This is a genomic window from Mesorhizobium sp. WSM3859, from assembly GCF_002295065.1.
Taxonomy (GTDB): Bacteria; Pseudomonadota; Alphaproteobacteria; order Rhizobiales; family Rhizobiaceae; genus Mesorhizobium.
This window is the reverse complement of record NZ_NSGG01000002.1, coordinates 217,913-240,689: the sequence shown is the minus strand read 5'-3', so window position 1 is coordinate 240,689 and position 22,777 is coordinate 217,913. Positions and strand designations below refer to the sequence as shown.

22 protein-coding genes are annotated in these 22,777 nt (G+C 64.8%); 12 read left to right on the top strand and 10 right to left on the bottom strand.

Annotated features, from left to right (window positions below):
- Positions 1-105 precede the first annotated feature (105 nt).
- The 3 genes from mltG to gmk all read left to right on the top strand — a co-directional run bounded on the left by mltG (position 106) and on the right by gmk (position 3,067).
- Positions 106-1,362 carry an endolytic transglycosylase MltG gene (gene mltG, locus CK230_RS04950; protein ID WP_095816072.1) on the top strand — a complete coding sequence of 419 codons (1,257 nt, stop codon included), beginning with the start codon at positions 106-108 and terminating at the stop codon, positions 1,360-1,362.
- A 134-nt stretch (positions 1,363-1,496) separates the two neighbouring features.
- Complete coding sequence (locus tag CK230_RS04945) at positions 1,497-2,387, top strand: YicC/YloC family endoribonuclease (RefSeq protein ID WP_095816071.1); 891 nt, start codon at positions 1,497-1,499, stop codon at positions 2,385-2,387.
- Positions 2,388-2,392: 5 nt separating this feature from the next.
- Complete coding sequence (gene gmk, locus CK230_RS04940) at positions 2,393-3,067, top strand: guanylate kinase (protein WP_095816070.1); 675 nt, start codon at positions 2,393-2,395, stop codon at positions 3,065-3,067.
- A 25-nt stretch (positions 3,068-3,092) separates the two neighbouring features.
- On the opposite strand, the gene CK230_RS04935 is transcribed toward gmk, so the two are convergent.
- The 8 genes from CK230_RS04935 to lptF all read right to left on the bottom strand — a co-directional run bounded on the left by CK230_RS04935 (position 3,093) and on the right by lptF (position 11,696).
- Positions 3,093-3,386 (bottom strand): type II toxin-antitoxin system RelE/ParE family toxin, encoded by a 294-nt coding sequence (locus CK230_RS04935; RefSeq protein WP_095816069.1) that lies wholly within the window; start codon positions 3,384-3,386, stop codon positions 3,093-3,095.
- Positions 3,383-3,691 carry a type II toxin-antitoxin system RelB/DinJ family antitoxin gene (locus CK230_RS04930; RefSeq protein ID WP_095816068.1) on the bottom strand — a complete coding sequence of 103 codons (309 nt, stop codon included), beginning with the start codon at positions 3,689-3,691 and terminating at the stop codon, positions 3,383-3,385. The genes CK230_RS04935 and CK230_RS04930 overlap by 4 nt, the downstream gene beginning before the upstream one ends.
- A gap of 139 nt (positions 3,692-3,830) precedes the next feature.
- On the bottom strand, positions 3,831-4,676 hold the full coding sequence (rsmA, locus tag CK230_RS04925) for a 16S rRNA (adenine(1518)-N(6)/adenine(1519)-N(6))-dimethyltransferase RsmA (protein ID WP_095816067.1): 846 nt from the start codon (positions 4,674-4,676) through the stop codon (positions 3,831-3,833).
- A gap of 7 nt (positions 4,677-4,683) precedes the next feature.
- Positions 4,684-5,718 (bottom strand): 4-hydroxythreonine-4-phosphate dehydrogenase PdxA, encoded by a 1,035-nt coding sequence (gene pdxA / locus CK230_RS04920; RefSeq protein WP_095816066.1) that lies wholly within the window; start codon positions 5,716-5,718, stop codon positions 4,684-4,686.
- Between the two features lie 140 nt (positions 5,719-5,858).
- Entirely contained in the window at positions 5,859-6,782 is a 924-nt protein-coding gene (locus tag CK230_RS04915) for a peptidylprolyl isomerase (RefSeq protein WP_095816065.1), read from the bottom strand.
- 218 nt (positions 6,783-7,000) lie between these two features.
- Complete coding sequence (locus CK230_RS04910; protein WP_176480015.1) at positions 7,001-9,415, bottom strand: LPS-assembly protein LptD; 2,415 nt, start codon at positions 9,413-9,415, stop codon at positions 7,001-7,003.
- Complete coding sequence (gene lptG / locus CK230_RS04905) at positions 9,415-10,497, bottom strand: LPS export ABC transporter permease LptG (protein ID WP_095816064.1); 1,083 nt, start codon at positions 10,495-10,497, stop codon at positions 9,415-9,417. The genes CK230_RS04910 and lptG overlap by 1 nt, the downstream gene beginning before the upstream one ends.
- Positions 10,498-10,499: 2 nt before the next feature.
- Positions 10,500-11,696: an LPS export ABC transporter permease LptF gene (lptF, locus tag CK230_RS04900; RefSeq protein WP_095816430.1), complete on the bottom strand. Its 1,197-nt coding sequence runs from the start codon at positions 11,694-11,696 to the stop codon at positions 10,500-10,502.
- A gap of 389 nt (positions 11,697-12,085) precedes the next feature.
- On the opposite strand from lptF, the gene CK230_RS04895 reads away from it, so the two are divergent.
- A complete protein-coding gene (locus CK230_RS04895) occupies positions 12,086-13,588 on the top strand; it encodes a leucyl aminopeptidase (RefSeq protein ID WP_095816063.1) in 1,503 nt (500 codons plus the stop codon).
- A gap of 3 nt (positions 13,589-13,591) precedes the next feature.
- The gene (locus CK230_RS04890; protein WP_095816062.1) at positions 13,592-14,041 is read left to right on the top strand and encodes a DNA polymerase III subunit chi; all 450 of its coding nucleotides are present in this window, start codon (positions 13,592-13,594) and stop codon (positions 14,039-14,041) included.
- A gap of 5 nt (positions 14,042-14,046) precedes the next feature.
- On the opposite strand, the gene CK230_RS04885 is transcribed toward CK230_RS04890, so the two are convergent.
- Complete coding sequence (locus CK230_RS04885) at positions 14,047-14,613, bottom strand: T6SS immunity protein Tdi1 domain-containing protein (protein WP_095816061.1); 567 nt, start codon at positions 14,611-14,613, stop codon at positions 14,047-14,049.
- A gap of 136 nt (positions 14,614-14,749) precedes the next feature.
- Between CK230_RS04885 and CK230_RS04880 the strand changes: the two genes are divergently transcribed.
- The 7 genes from CK230_RS04880 to CK230_RS04850 are packed head-to-tail and all read left to right on the top strand — an operon-like array spanning position 14,750 to position 21,275.
- Positions 14,750-15,739, top strand: coding sequence for a 3-oxoacyl-[acyl-carrier-protein] synthase III C-terminal domain-containing protein (locus tag CK230_RS04880; protein WP_095816060.1), 990 nt, complete (start codon positions 14,750-14,752; stop codon positions 15,737-15,739).
- A gap of 2 nt (positions 15,740-15,741) precedes the next feature.
- Complete coding sequence (locus CK230_RS04875; protein WP_095816059.1) at positions 15,742-16,725, top strand: NAD(P)-dependent oxidoreductase; 984 nt, start codon at positions 15,742-15,744, stop codon at positions 16,723-16,725.
- Positions 16,722-17,555, top strand: a complete 834-nt coding sequence (locus CK230_RS04870) for an MBL fold metallo-hydrolase (RefSeq protein ID WP_095816058.1) — start codon at positions 16,722-16,724, stop codon at positions 17,553-17,555. Before CK230_RS04875 ends, CK230_RS04870 begins: the two co-directional genes overlap by 4 nt.
- Positions 17,552-18,808 carry a F390 synthetase-related protein gene (locus CK230_RS04865; protein ID WP_095816057.1) on the top strand — a complete coding sequence of 419 codons (1,257 nt, stop codon included), beginning with the start codon at positions 17,552-17,554 and terminating at the stop codon, positions 18,806-18,808. Before CK230_RS04870 ends, CK230_RS04865 begins: the two co-directional genes overlap by 4 nt.
- A gap of 11 nt (positions 18,809-18,819) precedes the next feature.
- Positions 18,820-19,950: a GNAT family N-acetyltransferase gene (locus tag CK230_RS04860; protein WP_245429826.1), complete on the top strand. Its 1,131-nt coding sequence runs from the start codon at positions 18,820-18,822 to the stop codon at positions 19,948-19,950.
- The gene (locus tag CK230_RS04855; protein ID WP_095816055.1) at positions 19,947-20,942 is read left to right on the top strand and encodes a Rieske 2Fe-2S domain-containing protein; all 996 of its coding nucleotides are present in this window, start codon (positions 19,947-19,949) and stop codon (positions 20,940-20,942) included. Before CK230_RS04860 ends, CK230_RS04855 begins: the two co-directional genes overlap by 4 nt.
- A 30-nt stretch (positions 20,943-20,972) precedes the next feature.
- Positions 20,973-21,275 (top strand): addiction module antidote protein, encoded by a 303-nt coding sequence (locus CK230_RS04850; RefSeq protein WP_095816054.1) that lies wholly within the window; start codon positions 20,973-20,975, stop codon positions 21,273-21,275.
- Between the two features lie 231 nt (positions 21,276-21,506).
- Here the strand turns inward: CK230_RS04850 and CK230_RS04845 are convergent, their stop codons facing one another.
- Positions 21,507-22,670, bottom strand: coding sequence for a hypothetical protein (locus tag CK230_RS04845; protein ID WP_095816053.1), 1,164 nt, complete (start codon positions 22,668-22,670; stop codon positions 21,507-21,509).
- Positions 22,671-22,777: the final 107 nt, after the last annotated feature.

The window sequence follows — 22,777 nt, the reverse complement described above, 5'->3', positions numbered from 1 at the left end:
TCAGAGACAGACTAATCGGCAGTCCGCCAACTGCCGTCATTTTTGCCAAATTCGCCCCTAGCTTTTCGGCGAGGGATTCGTTGCAAGATCAGACGGCAGGGCGTCATGAACACTAATCCGAGCGACGGGGAATTCGGACGGCAAGGCACGAAGGGCCCGATCGTGCCCAAGACGGCGGCCGAGGCATTGCGCCCGGAAGCAGGCACGCCGCCGCCGTCGAAGCGCTCGCGCGCCTCGCGCAGCCAGGTCGTGGTGTTCCTGAATTTCTTCCTGTCCGTGGCGATCCTTCTCGTGCTCGCCTCGGGGGCCGCGCTTTATTTCGGCATGCAGGCATTTGTCGAGCCCGGTCCGTCCGCCAATGGCGACACCTTCATGATCAAGCCGAACACCGGTGTGCAGGAGATCGCCGATCAGCTGGAACGCCGCAGCCTGATCAGCGATGCCCGCATCTTCCGCCTCGGCGTGCGCGCCACCGGCAATGAATCGGCCCTGAAGGCCGGTGAATACGCCATCAAGCCGCGCGCCTCGATGCGCGACATCATGGAGCTCTTCAAGAGCGGCAAGTCGGTGATGTACTCGCTCACCATCCCCGAGGGGCTGACGGTCGAGCAGGCGTTGCAGCGCGTGGCCGATCAGGAAGCGCTCACCGGCGACATGCCGGCGACCTTGCCGCCCGAGGGAAGCATCGCGACCGACACGATGCGCTTCACCCGCGGCGCCACCCGCCAGCAGATGATCGACAAGCTTGTCGCCGATCAGAAGAAGCTGGTCGAGGATGTCTGGTCGCATCGCGCGCCCGACCTGCCGATCGCCAACATCGATGATTTCGTCACGCTGGCCTCGATCGTGGAGAAGGAAACGGGCAGGAGCGACGAACGCTCGCGCGTTGCCGCTGTCTTCCTCAACCGGCTGGCCAAGGGCATGCGGCTGCAATCCGATCCAACCATCATCTACGGCCTGTTCGGCGGCAAGGGCAAACCCACCGACCGGCCGATCTATCAGTCCGACATCGACAAGCAGACGCCTTACAACACCTATCTGATCAAGGGCCTGCCGCCGACGCCGATCGCCAATCCGGGCCGCGCGGCGCTCGAAGCGGTCGCCAATCCGTCGAAGACCGACGATCTTTATTTCGTCGCCGACGGCAATGGCGGCCACGTCTTTGCCGCGACGCTGGAAGAGCACAACCAGAATGTCGCCCGCTATCGGGCGCTGCAGAAGAAGCAGGCGGATGACGCCGCCAAGGCTTCCGGCCAGACGACGGCCCCGGCCGCTCCCGACGGCAATACCGACAGTGGCGACGCCGGCGACAATGGCGCCAGCGGCGAAAACGGCGATGCGGGCGGCGACGCGGCTCAATAAGCGTGCCGCACGCGTCCTTTGACGCGACGCCATATTCATGTTTTGAGGGAGCGCCGGCCGATCGTCCGGCGATTTTTTGGGGCGTGTAGCGCCGGGCCGCGTGCGTTGGCCTGCGACAGGGGATGACAGGCACAATGAACCTGCAAAGCATGACCGGTTTCGCGCGATCCGCCGCCGAAAGCGATGGCACGTCGATCGCCTGGGAGGTGAAATCGGTGAACGGCAAGAGCGCCGAGGTTCGGCTGAGGTTGCCGCAGGGTTTCGACCGGCTGGAGACCGCCGTCCGGCAGACCGTTCAGAAGCGTTTCGCGCGCGGCAATTTCCAGGCGACATTGACTGTCGGCCGCGCCGCGGCCAGGCAGGCCCAGCCGGTGGTCAACGAGGCGTTCCTCAAGGACCTGGCGGGGCTGGCGAAGCGCTTGCAGGAGCAGTTCGGCACCGAGCCCGCCACCGCCGACGGGCTGCTCTCGCTTCGCGGCGTGCTCGACATTCCCGAGACGATGGAGACCGAGGAGGAGCGCGCGGCTCTTGATGCCGCGATCCTGTCGGCGCTCGAGGCAGCGCTCGCCGGGCTGGAGCAGGCGCGGCAAGGCGAGGGCGCAGCACTTGGCGCGCTGCTTTCCGGCCATATCGACGCGATCGAGGCGCTGACGTTGAAGGCCGAAGCCGACCCGTCGCGCGAGCCGGCGGCCATCCGCGAGCGCATCACGGAGCAGGTACGCCTGTTGATGGATGCCTCGGCCAATCTCGATGCCGTCCGGCTGCACCAGGAGGCAGCCTTCCTCGCCACCAAGGCCGACATCCGCGAGGAGATCGACCGGCTGACGACGCATGTCGCTTCGGCGCGGACGCTGCTCAAGGGCGGCGGCGCCATTGGTCGCAAGCTCGATTTTCTGGCGCAGGAATTCAATCGCGAATCGAATACCTTGTGCTCCAAGTCGAACGCCGCCGCAGTCACCGCGATCGGTCTGGAGCTCAAGGCGGTGGTCGACCAGTTTCGCGAACAGGTCCAGAATCTGGAGTGACGGGAATGGTTGCCAAGGAGCCGACGGCCGCCAGGGATCTGGGGTCCCGCATCCGCCGCCGCGGACTGATGCTGGTGCTGTCGTCGCCGTCGGGCGCCGGCAAGTCGACGATCGCGCGCAACCTTCTGGAGAGCGATCCAAGCCTTGAGCTTTCGGTCTCCGTCACGACAAGGCCGCGCCGCGGTTCGGAGATCGAAGGCGTCCACTATCATTTCCGCTCCATGCGCGAGTTCGAGCGGCTGCGCGATTCCGACGCGCTGCTCGAATGGGCGGAGGTGCACGGCAATTGCTATGCGACGCCGCGCGAGCCGGCGGAAATCGCGCTGGCCGAAGGCCGCGACATGCTGTTCGACATCGACTGGCAAGGCGCCCAGCAGCTCAAGGAAAAGATGCGCGCCGACATCGTCTCGATCTTCATCCTGCCGCCGTCGATGAAGGAATTGAAGGCGCGCCTGAAGCGCCGCGCCGAGGACCAGGAATCCGTCATCGAGACCCGGCTGAAGAACGCTCGCCTCGAGATCGAGCATTGGAAGGAATACGACTTCGTCATCGTCAACGACGATCTCGACCGTGCCTTCGCCGAGGTCCGCGCCATCGTCGCGGCGGAGCGACTTCGGCGCGACAGGCGGCCTGGCCTGTTCGACTTCATTTCAGGATTGCTGGACGAGAAGACGGGGTGAGGCAGGCCGGACAAGCGGAATAGCGTCAACTGTCTGTGGGATCGTCCGGCCAACTCTGCGCCCCGTGAAGCACACGCAGGATTCGAATCCTGCCCTCGGCTACCTGGTAGACCGCGACATATGGCGTGCCGACGATGACAAGCTCCCTTGTTCCTGCAAGCCTGCCGGTCCTGCCGCTCTCGGGAAAGTCACGGAGACGACCTGTCGCGGTTACAATCCGCTCATCGATCGTGATCGCGGCGGCAGGGTTGTCAGTCTCAATATGCGTGAATATCCCGTCGCGATCAGAAAGAGCGAATGCCGACCAGACGATCTTCAAGATTTAGGCTCATTGAGCTTGCGACGCGCTGCAGCGCGTCGTTCAGAGAAATGCGCCTCGACTTGTTCGTCAGGGATGTCGGGTCTGGTGTCGTCCAGCGCCTCGCGCACTTTGGTACGAAACCACGCATCGTACGCCTCGCTGTTTGCGAGCAGATCGATGGGCAGCACACCCTCGTTGGCGGTTCGGGTAAGAAGTATCCGGACAGCATCTGAAACCGTAAGTCCCATACTTTCGAGCACCGCCGAAGCCCGATCCCGGATATCGGAATCGATCCGCGTCTGAACGAGTGCATTCGCTGGCATTGGCAATCTCCTTGGTCGTCAATGTAATGCATTTGAATGACAAATGCCAGCTGCTATATCGGATCAGTGGGCTTGATGCAGAAGCTGAAGCGCGGGCGCGAGGGCCTCCCAGCCTTTCCTCCCGCTTGCGCGCTAACGGCTACACCGCGATGGTCAGCCGTACAAACTCTTCCACGCTGAGCGTTTCCGCCCGCCGCGTCGGGTCGATGCCGGCGCGGGTGAGGAGCGCCTCGCCGCCCAGGCTTTTCACGCTTTGCCTGAGCATCTTGCGGCGCTGGCCGAAGGCCGCCTCGGTGACGCGGCCGAGCTTTTTGCCGTCGACGGGCAGGGGCGACGAGCGCGGCACCAGATGCACGACGGAGGAGGTGACCTTGGGCGGCGGTGTGAAAGCCTGCGGCGGCACGTCGAAGGCGATTTTCGCCTCGGTGCGCCAGCCGGCCAGCACGCCGAGCCGGCCATAGGCGTCGCTGCCCGGACCCGCCGTGATGCGCTCCGCCACCTCGCGCTGGAACATCAGCGTCATCGACTGGTAGAACGGCGGCCACTCGGCCACTGTCAGCCAGCGGATTAGAAGCTCGGTGCCGATATTGTAGGGCAGGTTGGCCGCGATCTTCACCGGCCCGCCATTCGCCGTGCCGGCAAGCGCGGCAAAATCCGTTTTCAGCGCATCGCCGGGAATGACCTCCAGGCGACCGGGATAGTGGCTGGAAACCTCGGCCAGCGCTTCGAGGCAGCGCTCGTCGCGCTCGATGGCGATCACGCGTCGCGCGCCGTTGAACAGCAGCGCCCGCGTCAGCCCGCCCGGGCCTGGGCCGACCTCGATCACGGTGGCCTCGCCGAGATCGCCGGCGGCGCGGGCGATCTTGCCTGTCAGGTTGAGGTCGAGCAGGAAATTCTGCCCGAGCGTCTTCTTGGCCTGCAGGCCGTGGCGCTCGATCACCGCACGCAACGGCGGCAACCCGTCGATCGTGGTTCGCCCGTTCAACGGGTCCTCACGCGGCTGCGGCCTGCCGGCCGCTGTCGGCCAGCCGGCGTGCCAGCCTGAGCGCCGCGATCAGGCTGTCGGCGCGGGCAATGCCCCTGCCGGCGATATCGAAGGCGGTGCCGTGGTCCGGCGAGGTGCGGATGAAGGGCAGGCCCAGCGTCACATTGACCGCCTCGTCGAAGGCCAAGGTCTTGGCCGGGATTAGCGCCTGGTCGTGATACATGCACAGCGCCGCGTCATAGAAGGCGCGCGCGCGTGGATGAAACATCGTGTCGGCCGGCAGCGGTCCGACTGCGTCGATGCCTTCCGCCTTTAGCATCTCGACAGCCGGGGCGACGATTGCCGCATCCTCCTGGCCCATGGCGCCGCCTTCGCCGGCATGCGGGTTGAGCCCGGCGATGGCAAGCCTCGGCCGCGCGATGCCGAAGCGGCTCTTGAGATCGGCGGCGGTGATGCGCGCGACGGCGACGATCAGCTCCGTGGTGAGCACTTTCGGCACTTCGGCCAGGGGGATATGGATGGTCACCGGAACGGTGCGCAGATCGGGTCCGGCCAGCAGCATCACCGGCGTGACCTCCTTGCCGGTGTGGCGCGAAGCCAGATGCGCCAGATATTCAGTGTGGCCGGGAAAGCCGAATCCCGCATCGTAAAGCGGCTTCTTGGCGATCGGACAGGTGACCACCGCGGCGGCGCTGCCGGCGAGACAGTCGGCGACGGCACGATCGATGGCTTCGATGGTGCCGGCGGCATTGGCCGGATCCGGCTCTCCGGGGCTGTCGACATGGCGCGCATGAAGCGGCACGACGGGGAGCACGCGGGCGAAATGATGCGCGGCCTGTCCGGGCAACGTCTCGGCAACCGTCACATTTGCGCCGACAAGGCGGGCGCGGGCTTCGATCAGGGCGGGGTCGGCGATGAGATAGAAGGGTGGCACCCCGGCGCTGTCGCCCGCCTGCCAGGCGGCGATGGCGATCTCGGGTCCGACACCCGAAGGGTCGCCGACACTGAGCGCCAGCGGCGCATCGGTCTTGCGCGCGCTCATTGGGTGGGCTGACTGCGGTATCGCATGCTTGTCGCTCAGAGCATGACGCCGAAAAGTGTGCTGCGGTTTTCGGACGACATCATGCTCCATTTCTCGGATCTGGGAGACGGATTCAGGTCGGTCCGGCCTTGTCTCCGGCTCTAGCGTTCGACGATCTTGGCCTTTTGGCGCAACTCGGCGACATATTTCTTGCTGAGCTCGTCGGCGTCCTTGTCGTTGCCGCCCTCGGCCTGGAACACCATCTGCGCGGCCTTGTCGTCGGAAACCTCGCGCGAGGAGCAGATGCCGATGAATTCCACGCCGCGTTCGGTCTCGCGGGTCGGTGTCGCGCCGCCGACCTTGGTGGCCTTGATCTGCTCGGCCCAGTCGGTCGGCAATTGCGGCGCCAGCACCCGGCCGAGATCGCGCACGGTGACGTCGATCAGACCCTTGGCGAATTCGCGCGTGGTGTTGCAGCCGCTGAAGCGGGCACGCATGGCGTCGGCCTCGCGCTTGCGCTTGGCGAGCGTGGCGGCACGCTCCGATGCCGGCACCACGAAGATCACCTGCTGGAGCATGTACTCCGTCGCCGTCGGCTTGCTGCCGCCCTTGTCGAGCATGCGCCGCACGGCGTCCTGCTCGGTCACCGAGCCGCCCTCGCCGGAGCGGTAGCGCGCGCTGAGCGCCTGGTTCCAGGCCATCTGGGCGCGGATGAATTCCTTGAAGTGTTCCTTGGTGACGCCCGACTGGCTCATGATCGCGTCGAGCTTGGCCAGCGGCATCTTGTTGCTTGAGGCGAAGCGCTGGTAGGCGGCGTCGACCTGCTCATCGGTGATGCGGATGCCGAGCCGCTTGGCCTCGGCCAGCCGCAGCGTCTGGTCGATCATCTCCTGCCCGGCATCGCCTTTCTTGTGCTGGAGCTTGAAGAAGGCGGCGCGGTGCGCGATGTCGCCGGTGGTGATCGGTATGCCGTTGACGACATATTTGATCTCGGCGGCGAAAGCTGGCTGTACAACAGCCGTGACCGAAATCGAGGTCGCCGCCACCAGAAGCGCCAATCCTGCCGAAAACAGGTATTTCCTCATCTTACCTTCCAATTTCCCCGCCCCAATTTGTCGGCGCGACAGCGCCGCGCGTCCTCCGAACGCCTGCGCGATACAGCCGACCCCATGCCTCTCCTATGCGGCGAAACGATGTCGCCAGCGCATGGCCCCGAGAATCATCGCATTTTCGGGGGTTCACGCTTCAAATCAACACCGAAGCACCATCGGCGCCCGGCTCGCAGGCCGCGCGCCGGCTTCGGTTACTGGATGGTATCGACAGCGCTTGTCGACGACCCGAAATCGCCCAGCGTGCGGAACGACAGGTTGAAGCCGATATTCTGCGACACTTCCCTGGTGATGGTGTCGCGTGTCTGCGAATAGGTCATGATGTAGGTGAAGCAGGAATCGTTGTAGGCGAAACCGACTCCGTCCTTGACCAGCACGTTGCTCTGGATGTCGTAGGTGCCGGTGCCGAACAGCCGCCAGTTCTGCGCCAGATGCGTCGAGGCGCCGAGCGTGACTTCATGGCGGTCGGTGGTGAAGCCATAGAGCGGCTGCGCCTCGATGAAGGCATATTTGGCGCTGAGCGATATCGGCAGGCTGGAATAGGCAGCCTTCACTTCGGCGCGCCGGACCTCGAGTGTCTGCTCGTCGAAACGCCCGCTCACCGAACCGGAGAAACCGCTCGGGCTGTTGAAGCCGACAAGGCCGACATAATCCGAGGTCCGCTGGTCCAGGCCGGACTCGGCCCCGGCATTGACGAGATCGGGCGCGGCGAAGGAGTTCTCGCCCGCGAGCTGGTAGGACTGGCCGAAGATGGCGTTCGTCCCCCAGCCATTGTCATAGGCGCCTGAATACCGGAAGCCGACATTGGCGCGCGTGCCGCCTTCTATGCGGTCATAGCCCGAGAATTTGTCGCGCTCGAACAGCGTGGTGGCGTCGAAGACGAAGCTCTGCGCGTCTTCATTGGGGACGGCCAGGCCGCCGACATATTGTTCGTTCGGACGCACGAAGACTTGCGCAGTCGGTTCCAGGATATGGCTGGAACTGGTCATCGAGAACAGCAGCGGCCACCGCGCCTCGAGGCCGAGGGTCGCCATATAGCGGGCAAGCGAGGAACGCATGTCGACGTCCTCGCCGAGATTCGCGCCCATCTGGTTGACCGCATCGAGCGAAGCCTGATTGGCGTTGACATAGCCGGCGTCGCCGCGGAAGGCGAGCAACGGCGTCAGCTGCAGGCCGCCGTCGGTGGTGAAGGTGCGCTTCCATTCGGCCTCGGCGGTGAGCCGGCTCGATTCGCCTTCGATGCCGCGCACGTTGTTGACGGACGTGCTGACGAGCGGATCAGCCAGCACCGCATCCAGCCGGTTGCGGCTGATCACGCGTGCGTTGACGTTGAGCGACAGCTGGCCGCCGGCCAACGGCGTGTCGGGGATATAGGCATAGTCGAGCGACGGCAGCACCCAGGGCTGCTTGGCCGCGCGGGCCGTCGGATCGCTGGAGAGCGTTTCTTCCTGCACCTCGAAGCGCATGGCGCGGACGTCGAAATAATTGCGGTCGCTCAAGCCGGTCAGATAGATCGACGACTGGTGGGCGAGATCGTTGAAACCGTCGATGTTGTAGGTGCGCGAGAAGTCCTTGTCGGTCTGCAGCAGCACGTCCCAGCCGAAATCCCAGCGCTCGTTGATGGCGAATTGGCCCTTGGTGCCCATCATGCCGCGGAATTTGTTCGGATCGCCCGGTTCGCCCGAATCGACGACATAGCGGTTGCCCGTGCCGATAAACGCGTTCGGGTCCTGCTGGTTGATGCCCGCGATCTTCAGCGTGTATTCGCCGTTGTTGAAGCGCTGGCGCCACTCGGCCTCGCCGAGGAAACCCTGCTTGGTAAAGCCGCTGCCGGTGACGGTGAGATCATAGGTCGGGGACAGGGCGAGATAATAGGGGACTTTGACGCCGACGCCGAGATGGTCGTTGTAGACGATGCCGGGGATCAGGAAGCCGCTCTTGTGCTTCACGGTCGGGTCGGCGATCTCGAAGGCGGGTAGATAGGCAAGCGGGAAGCCGAAGAATTCGAAATTCGAATTTTCGAAGCGGACCGTCTTCTTCTCGCCGTTCCAGATGATCTTGCGCGCCTTGACGCGCCAGGTCGGCGCTTTGTCCGGCTGGTCCTCGCAAGGCTCGCAGGCGGTGTAGACGCCATTGTGGAAGGTGGTCAGCACGCCGCCCATGCGCTCGGCGCTCTCGGCGGCGAAATAGGCCTTGTCGATCGTCTCGACGCGCAACGCGTTGGTGAACCCGTCGGCGAAGTCGTCGGTAATGTCGATATGGTCGGAATTGATCTTGGTGCCGTCGCTGTTGATGATCTCGACGGCGCCGCTGGCGACGAGGCGCTTGGTGTCGCGGTTGTACACCACGCGCTGGGCGACCAGCTTGTTGCCGCCATAGTCGATCTGCACGCCGCCGACGGCCGTCACCGTATGCTTGTCGTTGTCATAGACAAGCGTATCGGCGGCTAGCAGCATCTGCGTGTCGGACGGGACGGGCTTGGCAGCGATAGTCTGCGCCAGCGCAGGTGCCGTCGGCACCGCGAAAGCGAACAGACATGCCAAGGCTGTCGCCCCATAGAGGCGTGCCAAACCGGCCTGCCTATGGCTGCGCAATCCAGCCTCCCTCACTAGCCGTCTTCCTTGTATAGCAGAAAGGTCACCCCAAAGAACATAGCCACGACAACCGGAACCCATGCAGCCACCACCGTAGGCACGAATCCGGCTACACCGAATGCCTTGACCAGTACCGAAACGACATAAAGCAGAAAGCCGGCCAAGACGCCACCCAGAATCATCGTTGCCGACTGCCCCATTCGCGCAAATCGCATTGAAACTGTTGCAGCAATCAGCGTCATGGCGACGAGAAGGAACGGCAGCGCCACCAGCGAATCAAATTGCATGGCGAAGGCGTTGGCCTTGAGCCCGAAGGAACGGGCAACCTCGATCTTGCGCGGCAGCTCGTAGAAAGGGATGGTTTCCGGGCGCGCCAGGCGTTCCTGAACGAATTCCGGCTTGAGGTTGGTCGGCACCTTGTCGGTCGCCAGCGTCTGGATGTTGCCCGCCTTGAAGACCTTGACGTCCTGCAATTCCCAGTAACCGTCGCGCAGGATGGCCCTGGCCGCGTCCTTGCGCTCGGCGATGTTGCCCTGCGGGTCGAGGATGAAAAACACCGCGTCCGCCATCTCCATGCCCTGATTGAGGATGGCGCGGGCGCCGATGATGGTGTCGCCTGATTCGGTTTTCTGCCTGAGCCAAGGCGTGACGTTGGTGGTGACCGCATTCGATTTGCCGGCCCTGAGGTCGTTCTCCATCTGCTCGGACCAGGAAAAGCCATGCGCGGCGATGGGGTTCATCACGGCCACCGACAGCACGCCGAACATCAGCGCGCCGACGCAGCACGGAAACAGGAACTGCCAGGCCGAAACGCCGGCCGAGCGCGCGATCACCAGCTCGTAGCGGCGGTTGAGCGACACAAGCGTCGCCATTGCCGAGAACAGCCCGACGAACGGCACCGTCTGCAGCATGATCATCGGCATCCTGAGCGCCGAAATGGCGAAGGCCGTGCCATAGGTGAAGCCCGGCAGCCCGGTCGTGCGGCCGGAAAGTTCGGTGAAATCGATCAGGAACACCAGCGCCAGCAGGCCCAGGAAGAACCAGAAGGTGATCGAGACGTAGCGGAAGAAGAAATAGCGGCCCAGCGTCCAGCCCATGGTCAGGCTCCCTGGCCGGAAGTGCGCCGGGCAAGCCACAGCTTGAATGCCGTCCAGTTGTCGCTGGTGCGCTTGGCGAGGTTGGTCAGCCAGTCCGCCCAGCTGACCGGCAATTCCATGGTGCGCGACGAGACGATGAACCAGATCGAAATCGCGGACGCAATCAGCGGAATGCCGTAGAGCAGATAAATATAGTACGAGACCCTGTCCGCCTTGCCGGCGGCGAAGAAGCCCAGCCATCGCACGAAAAGCGCTATCGCGATCGCCGTGATCAACGGGTTGATGCGCGCTTCGCGATGCGAGCGCGCATCGCCCGCGACGGCCAGCGCGATCAGCGCGAACACCAGCGAATAGGACCACTCGGCAAAGCGCTGGTTGAGCTCCGCCCGGTAGCTGCCCGGTTCGCGCTGGAACATCCTGTCATTGGGATCCGGGTTGAGCAGATACGCCGTCGTGCGGTCCTTGGGCAAAAGCGTGATGTCGTTCGCCGCCGACATGAAGGCGGACATGTCGAAGGCGTAGGAGGTGAAGCGGATGACAGAGAGGTCGCCGGTGACCGATTTGCGGTTGATGACGCCGTCATTCATCATCAGCACCTTCTCGTCGCCTTTTTCGACGATGCTGCCGCTCTTGGCATAATAGGTGAGGCTGGCGCCTTCCTCGCGTGAATCGGCGACGAAGATGCCGCCGAGCCGGTTGCCGGGAAGCCGCTCGCCGACCTGCAGGTAGAGGCCCTCGTCGATCTTGCGGAACGTGCCTTCCTGGATGATCAGCGACACGAGGTCGGCGCGCGAAGCCGCCACCAGCTGGCGGTTCTTCTGCCGGGCATAAGGGTCGATGGCGTTGTCGACGATGAAGGAAAAGGCGCAAGCCGCGATTGCCAGCAGCAGGATCGGCCGCGCGATGGTCCAGCGCGAGGCGCCCGCGGCGCTGAGCACGGCGAGCTCCGAATCGGTGTTCATGGCGCTCAGCGTCTGCGCCACCGCCACCACCAGGGCGAAAGGCACCACGATCGGGATGATCGAGGGAATGATCAGTGCCGCGACCTCGAAGAAGGTCAGCGCCGACTGGCCGTTGTCGGTGACGAGGTCGATCTTGGCCAGCACCTGCGTCGTCCACACGATCGCCAGCGTCCAGACCAGCGCGGCGAGGAACATCGTCAGCGCGCGGCGCATGATGTAGCGTTCAACGACCTTCATGAAAGGCTTTTCTCGATTTTGCCGAACGGCATCATGCCCGCCGACAAGGTAGTCATCCGGCATCGCCCGCACAACTGGGTCATAGGCGGCTCGCTCCGGTTTGTCGCCCCACGCCGCGTGCCCCGGCACGACGGAGTGTCCGCGCCAATGGATAAGAAATGCAAAACATCGATGGTTAACAGCAGGTTACGGCAGCAAGTTAAGATTGCGCCGAGGCGAATCCGAGGCGAATCCTTTGTCTATGGTGGCGCTGATATAGGCAGCGATTTCGGCCAAAGTCTTGCCAAATGGCTGAAAACGACCAAATGTCGCGCACGCTTGCCAACCCCCTTGCTCGCCAAGATTTAACTTTGCCGGCACCTTACGGCCATCCCCGAAAGCAGGACCTGATGACGTCGAGACCTACCATTTCTTTCGCCAAATTCGCCACGCCGAAAAAGGGCAGCGTCTTCGTGCTCGCGGCCGACGGCGGCGGGCTCGGCGAGGCGGCGAAGGCCTGCGATCCGGCCGGCGCGCTGGCTCGCGCGTTTCCGGTCGCCGATTTCTCCGGCAAGTTCGCAAGCTCGGTCGAGGTGCTGGCGCCGGAAGGAACGTCCGTCGACCGGCTGGTGGCGATCGGCGCCGGCAAGGTGTCGGCTCTCGACGACAACGCCTGGCTGAAGCTCGGCGGCGCTGTCACCGCATCGCTGCGCAAGGCGACCGAGGTGGCCGTCATCCTCGATCTGCCGGAACTGCAGGCTGACGGCCGCCAGGCGGCGAGCCTTGCCGCCGGCATCCTGCTGCGCAGCTACGCCTTCGATAAATACAAGACTAGGAAGGACAAGGACGACGGCCAATCCGACGCGAAGGCGGCGAAGCCCGCCAAGGTCACGATCTACTGCGCCGATCCGGCCGCCGCGAAGAAGGTGTTTGCCGGCGAGGAGGCGGTGGTCGACGGCGTGCTGCTGGCGCGCGACCTCGTCAACGAGCCGGCCAATGCGCTGGGGCCTGTCGACTTCGCCGAGCGCGTCAAGGCGCTCGAAGCCCTCGGCGTCGAGGTCGAGATCCTCACCGAAAAGGAGATGAAGAAGCTCGGCATGGGCTCGCTGCTCGGCGTGGCGCAAGGCTCGCCGCGCGGCGCCCGCCTGGTGGTGATGCGCTGGAACGGCGGCAAGGCCAAGGACGCGCCGCTTGCCTTCATCGGCAAGGGTGTCACCTTCGACACCGGCGGCAATTCGATGAAGCCGGCCTCCGGCATGGAAGACATGAAGGGCGACATGGGCGGTGCGGCCGCCGTCACCGGGCTGATCCATGCGCTCGCCGCGCGCAAGGCAAAGGCCAATGTGGTCGGTGTCATCGGCCTTGTCGAGAACGCCGTCGACGGCCACGCCCAGCGCCCCGGCGACATCGTCACCTCGATGTCGGGCCAGACGATTGAGGTGCTCAACACTGACGCCGAAGGCCGTCTCGTGCTGGCCGACGCGCTCTGGTACGCCAATGACCGCTTCAAGCCGAAATTCATGGTGAACCTGGCGACGCTGACCGGCGCCATCATGGTCGCGCTCGGCCAGCATTATGCCGGCCTGTTCTCCAACAATGACGAGCTTGCCGGCCGCCTTTTCGGCGCCGGCCAGGCATCACAGGAACGGCTGTGGCGCATGCCGCTCGGCGCCGAATACGACAAGCTGATCGATTCCAAGAATGCCGACATGAAGAACATCGGCGGCCGCTATGGCGGCGCCATCATCGCGGCGCAGTTCCTGCAGCGTTTCGTCAAGGACACGCCCTGGGCGCATCTCGACATCGCCGGCACCGCGATGGGCGCGCCGTCCAGCGAGATCAACCAGTCCTGGGGATCGGGTTTTGGCGTGCGCCTGCTCGATAGGCTGGTGCGCGATCACTACGAAGGGTAAGGGATGGCCGACATCCTGTTCTATCATTTGACCGAATCGACGCTCGAGGAGGCGCTGCCGGGCCTGCTCGAGCGCAGCGTCGAGCGCGGCTGGCGCGCGGTGGTGCAGACCGGCACGGAAGAGCGCCGCGACGCGCTCGACCAGCATCTGTGGATTTTCCGCGACGATTCCTTCCTGGCTCATGCCACCGACCGCGAGGCCTATCCGGCCGAGCAGCCGGTCCTGCTCACCACGGGCGAGGGCAACCAGAACGCCGCGCAGATCCGCTTCCTGGTCGATGGCGCAAGCCCGCCCGAGCTTTCCGGCTATGAGCGTGCCGTCTTCCTCTTCGACGGCCATGACGCGGCACAGCTCGAAGCCGCTCGCGGCCATTGGAAGACGATGAAGGAAGCCGGCCACGCCGTGACCTACTGGCAGCAGACGCCGGATCGGCGGTGGGAACGGAAGGCTTAGAGCCGTCAGCGATCGCCGATCGTCACTTTGTTGATCTTCGTACCGTGCGGAAGGTCTTTTACTTGCCGGTGAATCTGGCCGGCTATGTGCACTTTGACCACGAAGAGAGTCTTGTCGATTTGCTTAGCGGACATTTCGCCACCGAGTACTGGTGGCGTTTCGAAGTCGTAACATTCGCCGTCCGCCAAGACCAATCCCTTCTTTCGTGCCGCCGCCGCTAATCCAGCCAGCAACAGTTCGTCGCAACGATCAGGATCGTTGAACTGGGTTGTAAGCTCCAGCCACGTTTTCGACACCTGGGTCAATCGGCCTCCGATCATATCCAGCAATTTGACGGAACCATCGGGAGCACGGAAGAAAATGTCGCCGAATGCGGAGACTGCGGCGGGCTCCAAGCCATCAAGCCCAATCCACTTCCAGCCGTCCAGCGCTTCCCAGACATCCTTCTTTGGCGGCTCGATAAACAGATGCTGGAGACTGTCTGGCCATGGCCTTCTGACAATGTCCGCATTTGGCTTCGAAACCGAATTCCCAAAGACAGAAGAAATAAAGCGAGAAAAAGAATTAGCCATGCCTCACCCCCTGCAACGTCGCATACTTATCGCAGAATGCTCGGCGATCAAACGTGGTCGCACTGGCGCCGTCATGGTCGTCGCCTCGAACCGCTTTTTGGGTTAGATAGACGCAAGCTCATGCGGCGAGGGGGGAATGCGGATCAGGATCGTCGGAACCGGCAGGGCGGTACCGGCTGAGCGGGTTACCACGCGGACGCTGGAAGAGCGGCTCGGCCTTGGCCAAGGCGCGCTGGAAGCCGCAACCGGTGTGGTCGAGCGCTATATCTGCAATGCCGAATCGCAGATCGATCTCGCCTGCGCCGCGGCCACACTTGCGCTTGCCGATGCCGGCCTCCATCCCGGCGCTGTCGACCTGATCATCGGCGGCTGCGGAGTGCCCTACCAGCCGCTGCCGGCGACCGCGCCGCTGGTCATGCAGCGCCTCGGGCTGGCGGACGGCTCGGCCGCCGCCTTCGACGTCAACAGCACCTGCCTCGGCTTCCTCACCGCCTTCGAGACCGCCGGCCGGATGATCGAAGCCGGGCAATGCGAGACGGCCCTGGTGTTCTCCTCCGAAGTCGCTTCGCGCGCGCTGCCGTGGCAGGACGCGCCGGAGATCGCAGCACTTTTCGGCGATGGCGCGGCGGCGGCCGTGCTGCGCAAGGCCAGGCCCGGCGAGGGCAAGGTGGCGGCGAGCCTGATGCGCACTTATCCTTCCAGCTGGGAAGCCTGCGGCATCGGTTCGGGCGGTACGCGCTTCGATTTCCGCAAGGAACCGGAGGCGTTCGCCGCGCACAGCCTGTTCCACATGGATGGCAGGGAACTGTTCCGGCTCACCGCGCGCCACTTCAATGGCTTCGTCGACATTCTGCTCGAGCGCGCCGGCTGGCGGCGGGAGGATGTCGATCTCGTCGTGCCGCATCAGGCGAGCCCGTTCGCGCTTGCGCATATGGCGCGCCAGACCGGCTTTGCGCCGCAAAAGCTGGTCGATATCTCCGCCCGCTTCGGCAACCAGATCGCCGCCTCCATGCCCTTCGCGCTGGACGTTGCGCGCCGCGAGGGCCGCGTGGTGTCCGGCATGAAGCTGCTCTTCCTCGGCACTTCCGCCGGCGTCTCCTTCGGCGGCATGGCGCTGGAGGTCTGAGCATGGCCGTCCTCGTCACCGGCGCAAGCGGCTTTCTCGGCGCCCATGTGCTCGAGCGGCTGGCCGCCTCCGGCACGCTGGCGCTCGGGCTCGGCCGCGATGAAACGCGCTGCGCCGCGCTCGAAGCGGCCGGCCATCGCATCATCCGTCACGATCTCGCGCAGCCGTTCGATGCCGCCCTTGACCCCAGGCTGGGCAGGGTCGAACGGATCATCCACTGCGCGGCGCTTTCCTCGCCCTTCGGACGCCTCGCTGATTTCGAGGCGGCCAATGTCACGGCAACTCGCAATCTTGTCGGATTCGCCAGGCGGCAAGGCGTCAGCCGTTTCGTTCACATCTCCAGCCCGTCCGTCTGCTTCGCCTTCCGCGACCAGCTCGGCCTTACCGAGGATGCGGCCTTGCCGGAGCCGGTCAATCACTATGCCCGCACCAAGCGCGAGGCGGAAAAGATCGTGCTCGGCCGGCCCGATATCCATCCGGTGGTGCTGCGGCCGCGCGGCATCTACGGCAAGGGCGATCGCGCGCTGTTGCCGCGCCTGATCAAGGCGGCGAAAAGCCGGCCACTGCCGCTGTTTCGCGACGGCCGGGGGGCCATCGACCTCACTTATGTCGACGATGTCGTCGACGCGGTGATGGCGGCGCTCGAGGCGCCCAAGGAGGCAGAGCAGCGGATATTCAATATATCCGGTGGCGAGGTGCTGCCGGTCCGCCGCATCGCCGACGAGGCCTGCATCCGCGCCGGTCTCAAGGCGCGCTGGCGGCCGATGCCGCTCATGCCGGCGATGCTGGTGGCGGGCCTGGTGGAAGCGGTGGCGCTGCGGTTGCCCGGCCGGCCCGAGCCGCCGGTCACCCGCTATGGGCTCGGCCTCTTCGCCTATGCGCAAAGCCTCGATCTTTCCAAGGCGAAACGCGTTCTCGGCTGGGCGCCGAAGATCTCGTTCGAAAAAGGGCTCGACCGCGCCTTTTCCGGCGGGGCCAGGCCATGAGGATCGTCTTCGCCAACAGCGCCTGGGTCAACGCCGCCGAGCGGCTGATCCTGCGCGGCGGCACCTGGCAGAGCGTCAGGCTGCGTGTCCGCTATGGGCTGTTCTTTCACCCCGCCGCCGGACCGGTGCTGGTCGATACCGGCTACACGCCGGAAGCGCTGAGCGGCGACCGGAGCGGCCGCATGCTGCGGCTCTACGATGCGCTGCTGAGGCCCGATCTCAATGCGGCGGAGCAGGTTCTGCCGGTGCTGCGGCGTTTCGGCCTGTCGCCCGATGACATCCGCGCCGTCATCGTCACCCATTTCCACGCCGACCACATTTCGGGCCTGTCGCTGTTCCGCAAGGCGCGCTTCATCGCCAGCGACGCCGCATGGGCGCGGGTCAAGGCGCGCACGCCGCGCCAGAATCTGCGCCATGGCGTCTTCACCGAACTGTTTCCTCCGGATTTCGAGGCGCGGCTGGAGGGATTGTCCGCAAAGCGGCGGGTCGAGACGCGCGAAGACGTGCCCGGCGGCGCCGATCTCTTCGGCGACGGCAGCGTGATCGCGGTCGATCTTCCCGGACATGCCGATGGCCAGTTCGGCCTGCTGTTCAATGGCCTCGACCGCCCGCTGCTCTATGCCGTCGATGCGCAATGGCTGCTCACTGCCTTGACCCAGGACCGCACGCCGGGCTTCCCGGCGACGCTGATCGCAGAGGATGCGGCGGCGATCGAGCCGACCAGCGCAATGCTGCGCCGCTTCCTCAGGTCGGGCGGCCAGGTGATGCTCTGCCACGATCCCGCGCCGACGTCCTACGATCTCGCTGCAGATGATCCGGAGGCCGGATGAACGGCCTGACGGAAGCGGTCGGCTCCTTTGCCCTGACGCGCTTGGTCTCCCGCAAAAGCCGCGTCGACTTCGAGCGCTGGCAGGCGACTGCCTTGCGGCGCTTCCTCGACCGCGACCTGCCGCGCGCGCCTTTCTATCGCCACGCGCCGGCTCGCCTCACCGACTTGCCGGTCACCGACAAGGCGCTGCTGATGGCGCGCTTCGACGAGTTCAACATCCACGGTCTCACCGCCACGCAAGCCTGGGCGGCCCTGGCGCGTGACGGCCGCGCCGGCGCGCTCACCGTCGGCGCCAGCACAGGCACCTCCGGCAATCGCGGCCTGTTCGTGATTTCGGAAGCGGAGAAATACCGATGGCTGGGAGCGATCCTCGCCAAGGCGGCGGCCGATCTTCTCTGGCGCGGCATGCGCGTCGCCGTCATCCTGCCGCAGAACACCGGGCTCTATGACAGCGCCCGCAAATCTCGGCTGATCAAGCTTGCCTTCTTCGATCTGACGGCGGGGCCGGAAAGCTGGCGCGAGGAATTGGAAGCCTTCGACCCGACGGTCGTCATCGCGCCGCCAAAGATCCTGCGGCATTTCGCGGCCGAGAACTTCCGGCTCCGGCCGACGCGCGTTTTTTCCGCAGCCGAGACGCTCGACCCGGTCGATCGCCCGGTGATCGAGAACTTCTTCCAATTGCCGCTCGACCAGATCTACATGGCGACGGAGGGCCTGTTTGCCGTGACCTGCCGGCAGGGCGGCCTGCATCTTGCCGAAGACTCCGTCTTCTTCGAATTCGAGCCGGCGGGCGATGGGCTGGTGACGCCGCTGGTGACCGCCTTTCGCCGCCAAACCCAGATCATGGCGCGCTACAGGATGAACGACCTGTTGCGCTTGTCCAAAGAACCTTGCCGCTGTGGTTCGCCGATGCGCTGCGTCGACGAAATCGTCGGCCGCATGGACGATGTTTTCCGTCTCATGTCCCAGGATGGCCAGATCCTCATCACGCCGGACGTGCTGCGCAACGCCGTGCTCAAGGCAGACCGCCGCATCGACGATTTCCGCCTCGTCCAGACCGGGCCGGAGAGCATCGAGCTGAGCCTTGCGCCGACGCTCCCGGACGATGCGGCCGTGGCTGCGCATCAAGCTGCGCGTGCGCTCCTGGAAATGCGAAAGGCGGTCGCCACCGTAAAACTCGTCCGAGCGCCGCTGCCGTTGGAAACAGGCCGCAAGCTGCGCCGCGTCGAATGCCGCCTGGGGCCGGCGCGATGAGCGGCGCGGCGATGATGGAGAGACCCGTGCAGCAGGCCGACCGCGTCGAGAACAAGCCGGCAAATGTCGAGGCTTTCGTAAGTCTTTTCAACGAGGTGTCGGTGCGCGATCTCATCGCCAACCTCAAGACGAAGGTCGGGGCCTTCGAAATTGCCGGCCGCGTTTTTCCGCTGACGTTGAACGACGCCGATGATGCGCCCAATTGCTACATCTGCTGCCCGACCAGCGCCTATATCGACTATGCGATGGACGAGACGCGCAACTTCGCTGCCCATCCGCTGCTCAAGCGCGCGCTCAGCGCCCTGATCCTGGCCTGCGCGCCTTTGGTCAGGGCAAGCGGCCTCGACCGTCAGGCGCAGGTCAACAACTGGCTCTATTCGACCAATCCGGTGCCGCTGCTCGACCGGCCGACGGTGGCGTCGCTGCGGGCAGCCCTGACCGCGCGTTTCCCCAATCGCGCCATCGTCATCCGCTCGTTGAACGACATCGCCGATCCGGCAACTATTGCCGCCTTGAAGGCGGAGGGGTTCCGCATGCTGGCGGCGCGTCAGATCTACATCTTCGCCGACCGCAGCGCCGCGCCCGCCATGACGCGCGACATGAAGCGCGATCGCGCTCGCCTCCGCGAAACACCGTTCGAGCGGGTCGGGAATGGCGATTTCACCGAAGCCGACTATGCCCGCGCCGAGCAGCTCTACGATATGCTCTATCTCGATAAATACACGCCGCTCAATCCGCACTACACGGCCCGCTATATCGCCGAGATGCACCGGCGCGGCATCATCAGCCTGGCGGGATTGCGCCGGCCCGGCGGCGAGCTGGTCGCCGTCACCGGCCTGTTTGAAAACGGCGGCACGCTGACCCAGCCCATCGTCGGCTACGACACTGGCCTGCCGGTCGCCGACGGGCTCTACCGCATGATGATGGCGGTGGCGCAAGATCACGCCACGGCGCGCGGCCTGTTCTTCAACATGAGCGCTGGCGCCGCCGGTTTCAAAAGGCGGCGCGGCGCGGTCGCCGCGATCGAATACAACGCCGTCTATGCCGGACATCTTCCGCTTCGCCGGCGCATGGCGATCCGTGTCATGGAGGCCGTGCTGGCGCTGGTCGGAATTCCCTTGCTCAGGAGGTTCGAACTGTGAGCGAGCGCCGTGGCGAAGCCTATTGGCAGGCGGTGGCGCTGTCCGCCGATATCGACAGGCGGCCGAAGCGAATCCTGCTCGACGGCGAGCCCGTGGTGCTGTTCCGTTCGGCGAAAGGCATCGCCGCGTTGTTTGATCGCTGCCCGCACCGGCTGGTCGAGCTGTCGACCGGCAAGGTGGTCGGCGGCGAGATCGAATGCCCCTATCACGGCTGGCGCTATGACGGCGAGGGACGCTGCACGGCGATCCCCGGCCATGTCGGCGCCATGCCGCATTACCGGGTCCGCCGCTACGCCGCGATCGAGCGCGACGGCGTCGTCTTCATCTCGTCCGGCACGCCCAGGGGCGAGCCCTACCTGCACTGCATGCAGGGCAAGGACGTCATCGTCCGGCGGGTGCGTTCATCGACCCAGTCGACGGTGATCGACGCGGCGGAAAACATCCTCGACGCCACCCATACCCATTTCACCCATAAGGGCCTGCTGCGCGGCCTGACCTCCAAGCGCCATCTGGTGCGGGTCGAGGTGACGGGCGGCGAGGGCTGGGTCGAGGCGAGCTACACCGGCGAGGACCGCCAGCAGGGCCTGATCAGCCGGCTGCTGGAGGGCGACCGCGCGAAAACCATCGGTCGCTTTCGCCATCCCGGCATCGCCGAGCTGGAATATTGGGGCAAGGACGGGCTGGTTTTGGCCACCACCTTTCATCTGCGCCAGGCCGACGAGCGCACCGTCGAGGGTGTCGGCTGGCTGATCGGCCGGCGCCAGGGCCTGCTTGGCGAGCTGAAGGCGCTGGCCTTCAAGCCACTCTTCACCATCGCGCTGCACCAGGACCGCCGAGTGCTGAAGTCTGCAAGCGACAATGCCCGTTTCGCTCCACAAGCCTCGCCGGTTATCGGCCCGCTCGATTTTCTGCGCCGCGATATTGCGACGATCATGGAGGGGAAGATGCCGCCGGCGGCGAGCGGGCCGAAAGTGCATGAGATTGAGCTTTAGGTGTAAGCTCGATTTTAAGGAGTTAGAGCGATGCCTCTTAATACGACGCGTTTCGACGTTCTTGATTATCTTAAAACCCCTGAGGACCGATTAGCCTTTATCGAGGCCGCATTTGAAGACGGTGAGGCCACGATTATCGCTCGCACTATGAGCAGTGTAGCGCAGTCCATCGGCATGAATGTTGTAGCGAAGAAGGCCGGGATGACTTTGGACACATTTGTTGAGGTATTGAGCGAAGGGGATCCGCCGCTGAGTATGCTGCTGGCTGTGCTCAAGGCGTTAGACCTGCAGCTTTTGGTGAAGCGGATAGATCAGCAATCGCTGAACGGATAGTGACGGCTTCGCCCCACAGGCTAAGAATGGCGATGTCGCATTCCTTCGCGCCCCCCTCTGTCCTGCCGGACATCTCCCCCACAGGTGGGGAGATTGGCTGTCACGCCGGCTTTCGCCGATCGCCTGCGTGGCAGAAGGAGCGAGGCGCACGAGCTGCTGATCTCCCCCCAAGTGGGGGAGATGTCCGGCAGGACAGAGGGGGGCGCTGTCCCGCCGACTTTTACAGTCTGCCTAGCCCGAACCCGGCCCATTCCACTCGATATCCCGCGTCGACGCCGCCTGCAGGCTGATGCGTTCGCGCAATGCCACGCGCGCAATCTCCGCCAGCGCAGGCCATTGCGCCCTCACCGGGGCTGAATCGCCCGGCCAATCGAGCAGTTCCTCGCCCTCGCGCATCGCCTCGCGAAAGCGGGCGAGCGCTCGCGAACGCAGCGCCGCCGGCAGCCCGTAGATCCACATCGCGAGCCGCACCGTTTGCGGCACTGTGACGTCCGGTCCGACTTCCGGACCGTCGCCAAGCACAGCAGAGGCGAACCGCGCCGGATCGCGGAAGAAATGCAGACCGCTGACCGCACGCGGATTGCATTCGAGCGGCAGCACGCGGCCGCTCGGCTCGCGCATCAGGTCGAAGGAGATCTGCCCGGTCCACGCAGTGCCGGCAACGATTCGCTCGACCAGCGCGCGCGCCGCATCGTCCTCGACCCGCTCGAAGAAGATGCCGGCGCCCTTGCCGGCACGATAGAGCGAACGGTAGAGCGCCAGCGCCTTGAGTCTGCCTTCGCGCGCCACCGCAAAGGCGCTGATCTCGTCGCCGTCGACGAAACGCTGCGCCACCCAGGGCATGGCAGGCGAGGGCGCGATCGCATCGAGGAAATCCGGTGTCGGTCGCAGCAGAACATGGCTGGCGAAGCGCGACCAGACCGGTTTCAATACCAGGTCGCGCGAGTGGCTGCGCACCGACTCCAGATCATCTCGGGAATTGATAAGCATGGTCTCCGGCACCGCGAGGCCAAGCCGTTCGGCAAGGTGAATGAAACTATGCTTGTTGTGAACCTCTGCCAGCAACCCGATGTCGGGGGCGAACACTTTCGCCGGCATGGTCCTGCCGCGCCAGGCCAGCGCAAGGTGAAAGACTTCCTCGCAAGTCGGGATGACCAGTTCGACGCCTTCCCTTCGGATCAGGGCTTCCACCGCCTCGGCATAGGCTTGCGGTTCGAAGCGCGGCGGCGGCAGGCGATGATAGCGCGCGCAGGCCTTGCTCGCTGCCGCGATCGGCCGCGCCGGAGTGTCGGCCAGGATCACTCTGCGCCCGGCGCCGTGGAGAAGACGCGCCAGATGCAGCGCCACCGGCGCGCGCGCTCCCGTAATCAGGATGGATCTGTCAGGCCTCGGCATCGGTCATTCGCGGTCTTTCCCGTCGCGAAAAACCGTTGCGCGAAATCGCGGTGCCAGGCAATTGCGCTGTTCACGCCAAGCCCGCTTTGCCTGCGCACAGCGACTAA

Coding starts and splice junctions, on each gene's coding strand:
- mltG (WP_095816072.1), top strand. CDS start 106: ATGAACACTAATCCGAGCGACGGGGAATTCGGACGGCAAGGCACGAAG.
- CK230_RS04945 (WP_095816071.1), top strand. CDS start 1,497: ATGAACCTGCAAAGCATGACCGGTTTCGCGCGATCCGCCGCCGAAAGC.
- gmk (WP_095816070.1), top strand. CDS start 2,393: ATGGTTGCCAAGGAGCCGACGGCCGCCAGGGATCTGGGGTCCCGCATC.
- CK230_RS04930 (WP_095816068.1), bottom strand. CDS start 3,691: ATGCCAGCGAATGCACTCGTTCAGACGCGGATCGATTCCGATATCCGG.
- pdxA (WP_095816066.1), bottom strand. CDS start 5,718: ATGAGCGCGCGCAAGACCGATGCGCCGCTGGCGCTCAGTGTCGGCGAC.
- CK230_RS04915 (WP_095816065.1), bottom strand. CDS start 6,782: ATGAGGAAATACCTGTTTTCGGCAGGATTGGCGCTTCTGGTGGCGGCG.
- lptG (WP_095816064.1), bottom strand. CDS start 10,497: ATGGGCTGGACGCTGGGCCGCTATTTCTTCTTCCGCTACGTCTCGATC.
- lptF (WP_095816430.1), bottom strand. CDS start 11,696: ATGAAGGTCGTTGAACGCTACATCATGCGCCGCGCGCTGACGATGTTC.
- CK230_RS04895 (WP_095816063.1), top strand. CDS start 12,086: ATGACGTCGAGACCTACCATTTCTTTCGCCAAATTCGCCACGCCGAAA.
- CK230_RS04890 (WP_095816062.1), top strand. CDS start 13,592: ATGGCCGACATCCTGTTCTATCATTTGACCGAATCGACGCTCGAGGAG.
- CK230_RS04885 (WP_095816061.1), bottom strand. CDS start 14,613: ATGGCTAATTCTTTTTCTCGCTTTATTTCTTCTGTCTTTGGGAATTCG.
- CK230_RS04880 (WP_095816060.1), top strand. CDS start 14,750: ATGCGGATCAGGATCGTCGGAACCGGCAGGGCGGTACCGGCTGAGCGG.
- CK230_RS04875 (WP_095816059.1), top strand. CDS start 15,742: ATGGCCGTCCTCGTCACCGGCGCAAGCGGCTTTCTCGGCGCCCATGTG.
- CK230_RS04870 (WP_095816058.1), top strand. CDS start 16,722: ATGAGGATCGTCTTCGCCAACAGCGCCTGGGTCAACGCCGCCGAGCGG.
- CK230_RS04865 (WP_095816057.1), top strand. CDS start 17,552: ATGAACGGCCTGACGGAAGCGGTCGGCTCCTTTGCCCTGACGCGCTTG.
- CK230_RS04860 (WP_245429826.1), top strand. CDS start 18,820: ATGATGGAGAGACCCGTGCAGCAGGCCGACCGCGTCGAGAACAAGCCG.
- CK230_RS04850 (WP_095816054.1), top strand. CDS start 20,973: ATGCCTCTTAATACGACGCGTTTCGACGTTCTTGATTATCTTAAAACC.
- CK230_RS04845 (WP_095816053.1), bottom strand. CDS start 22,670: ATGCCGAGGCCTGACAGATCCATCCTGATTACGGGAGCGCGCGCGCCG.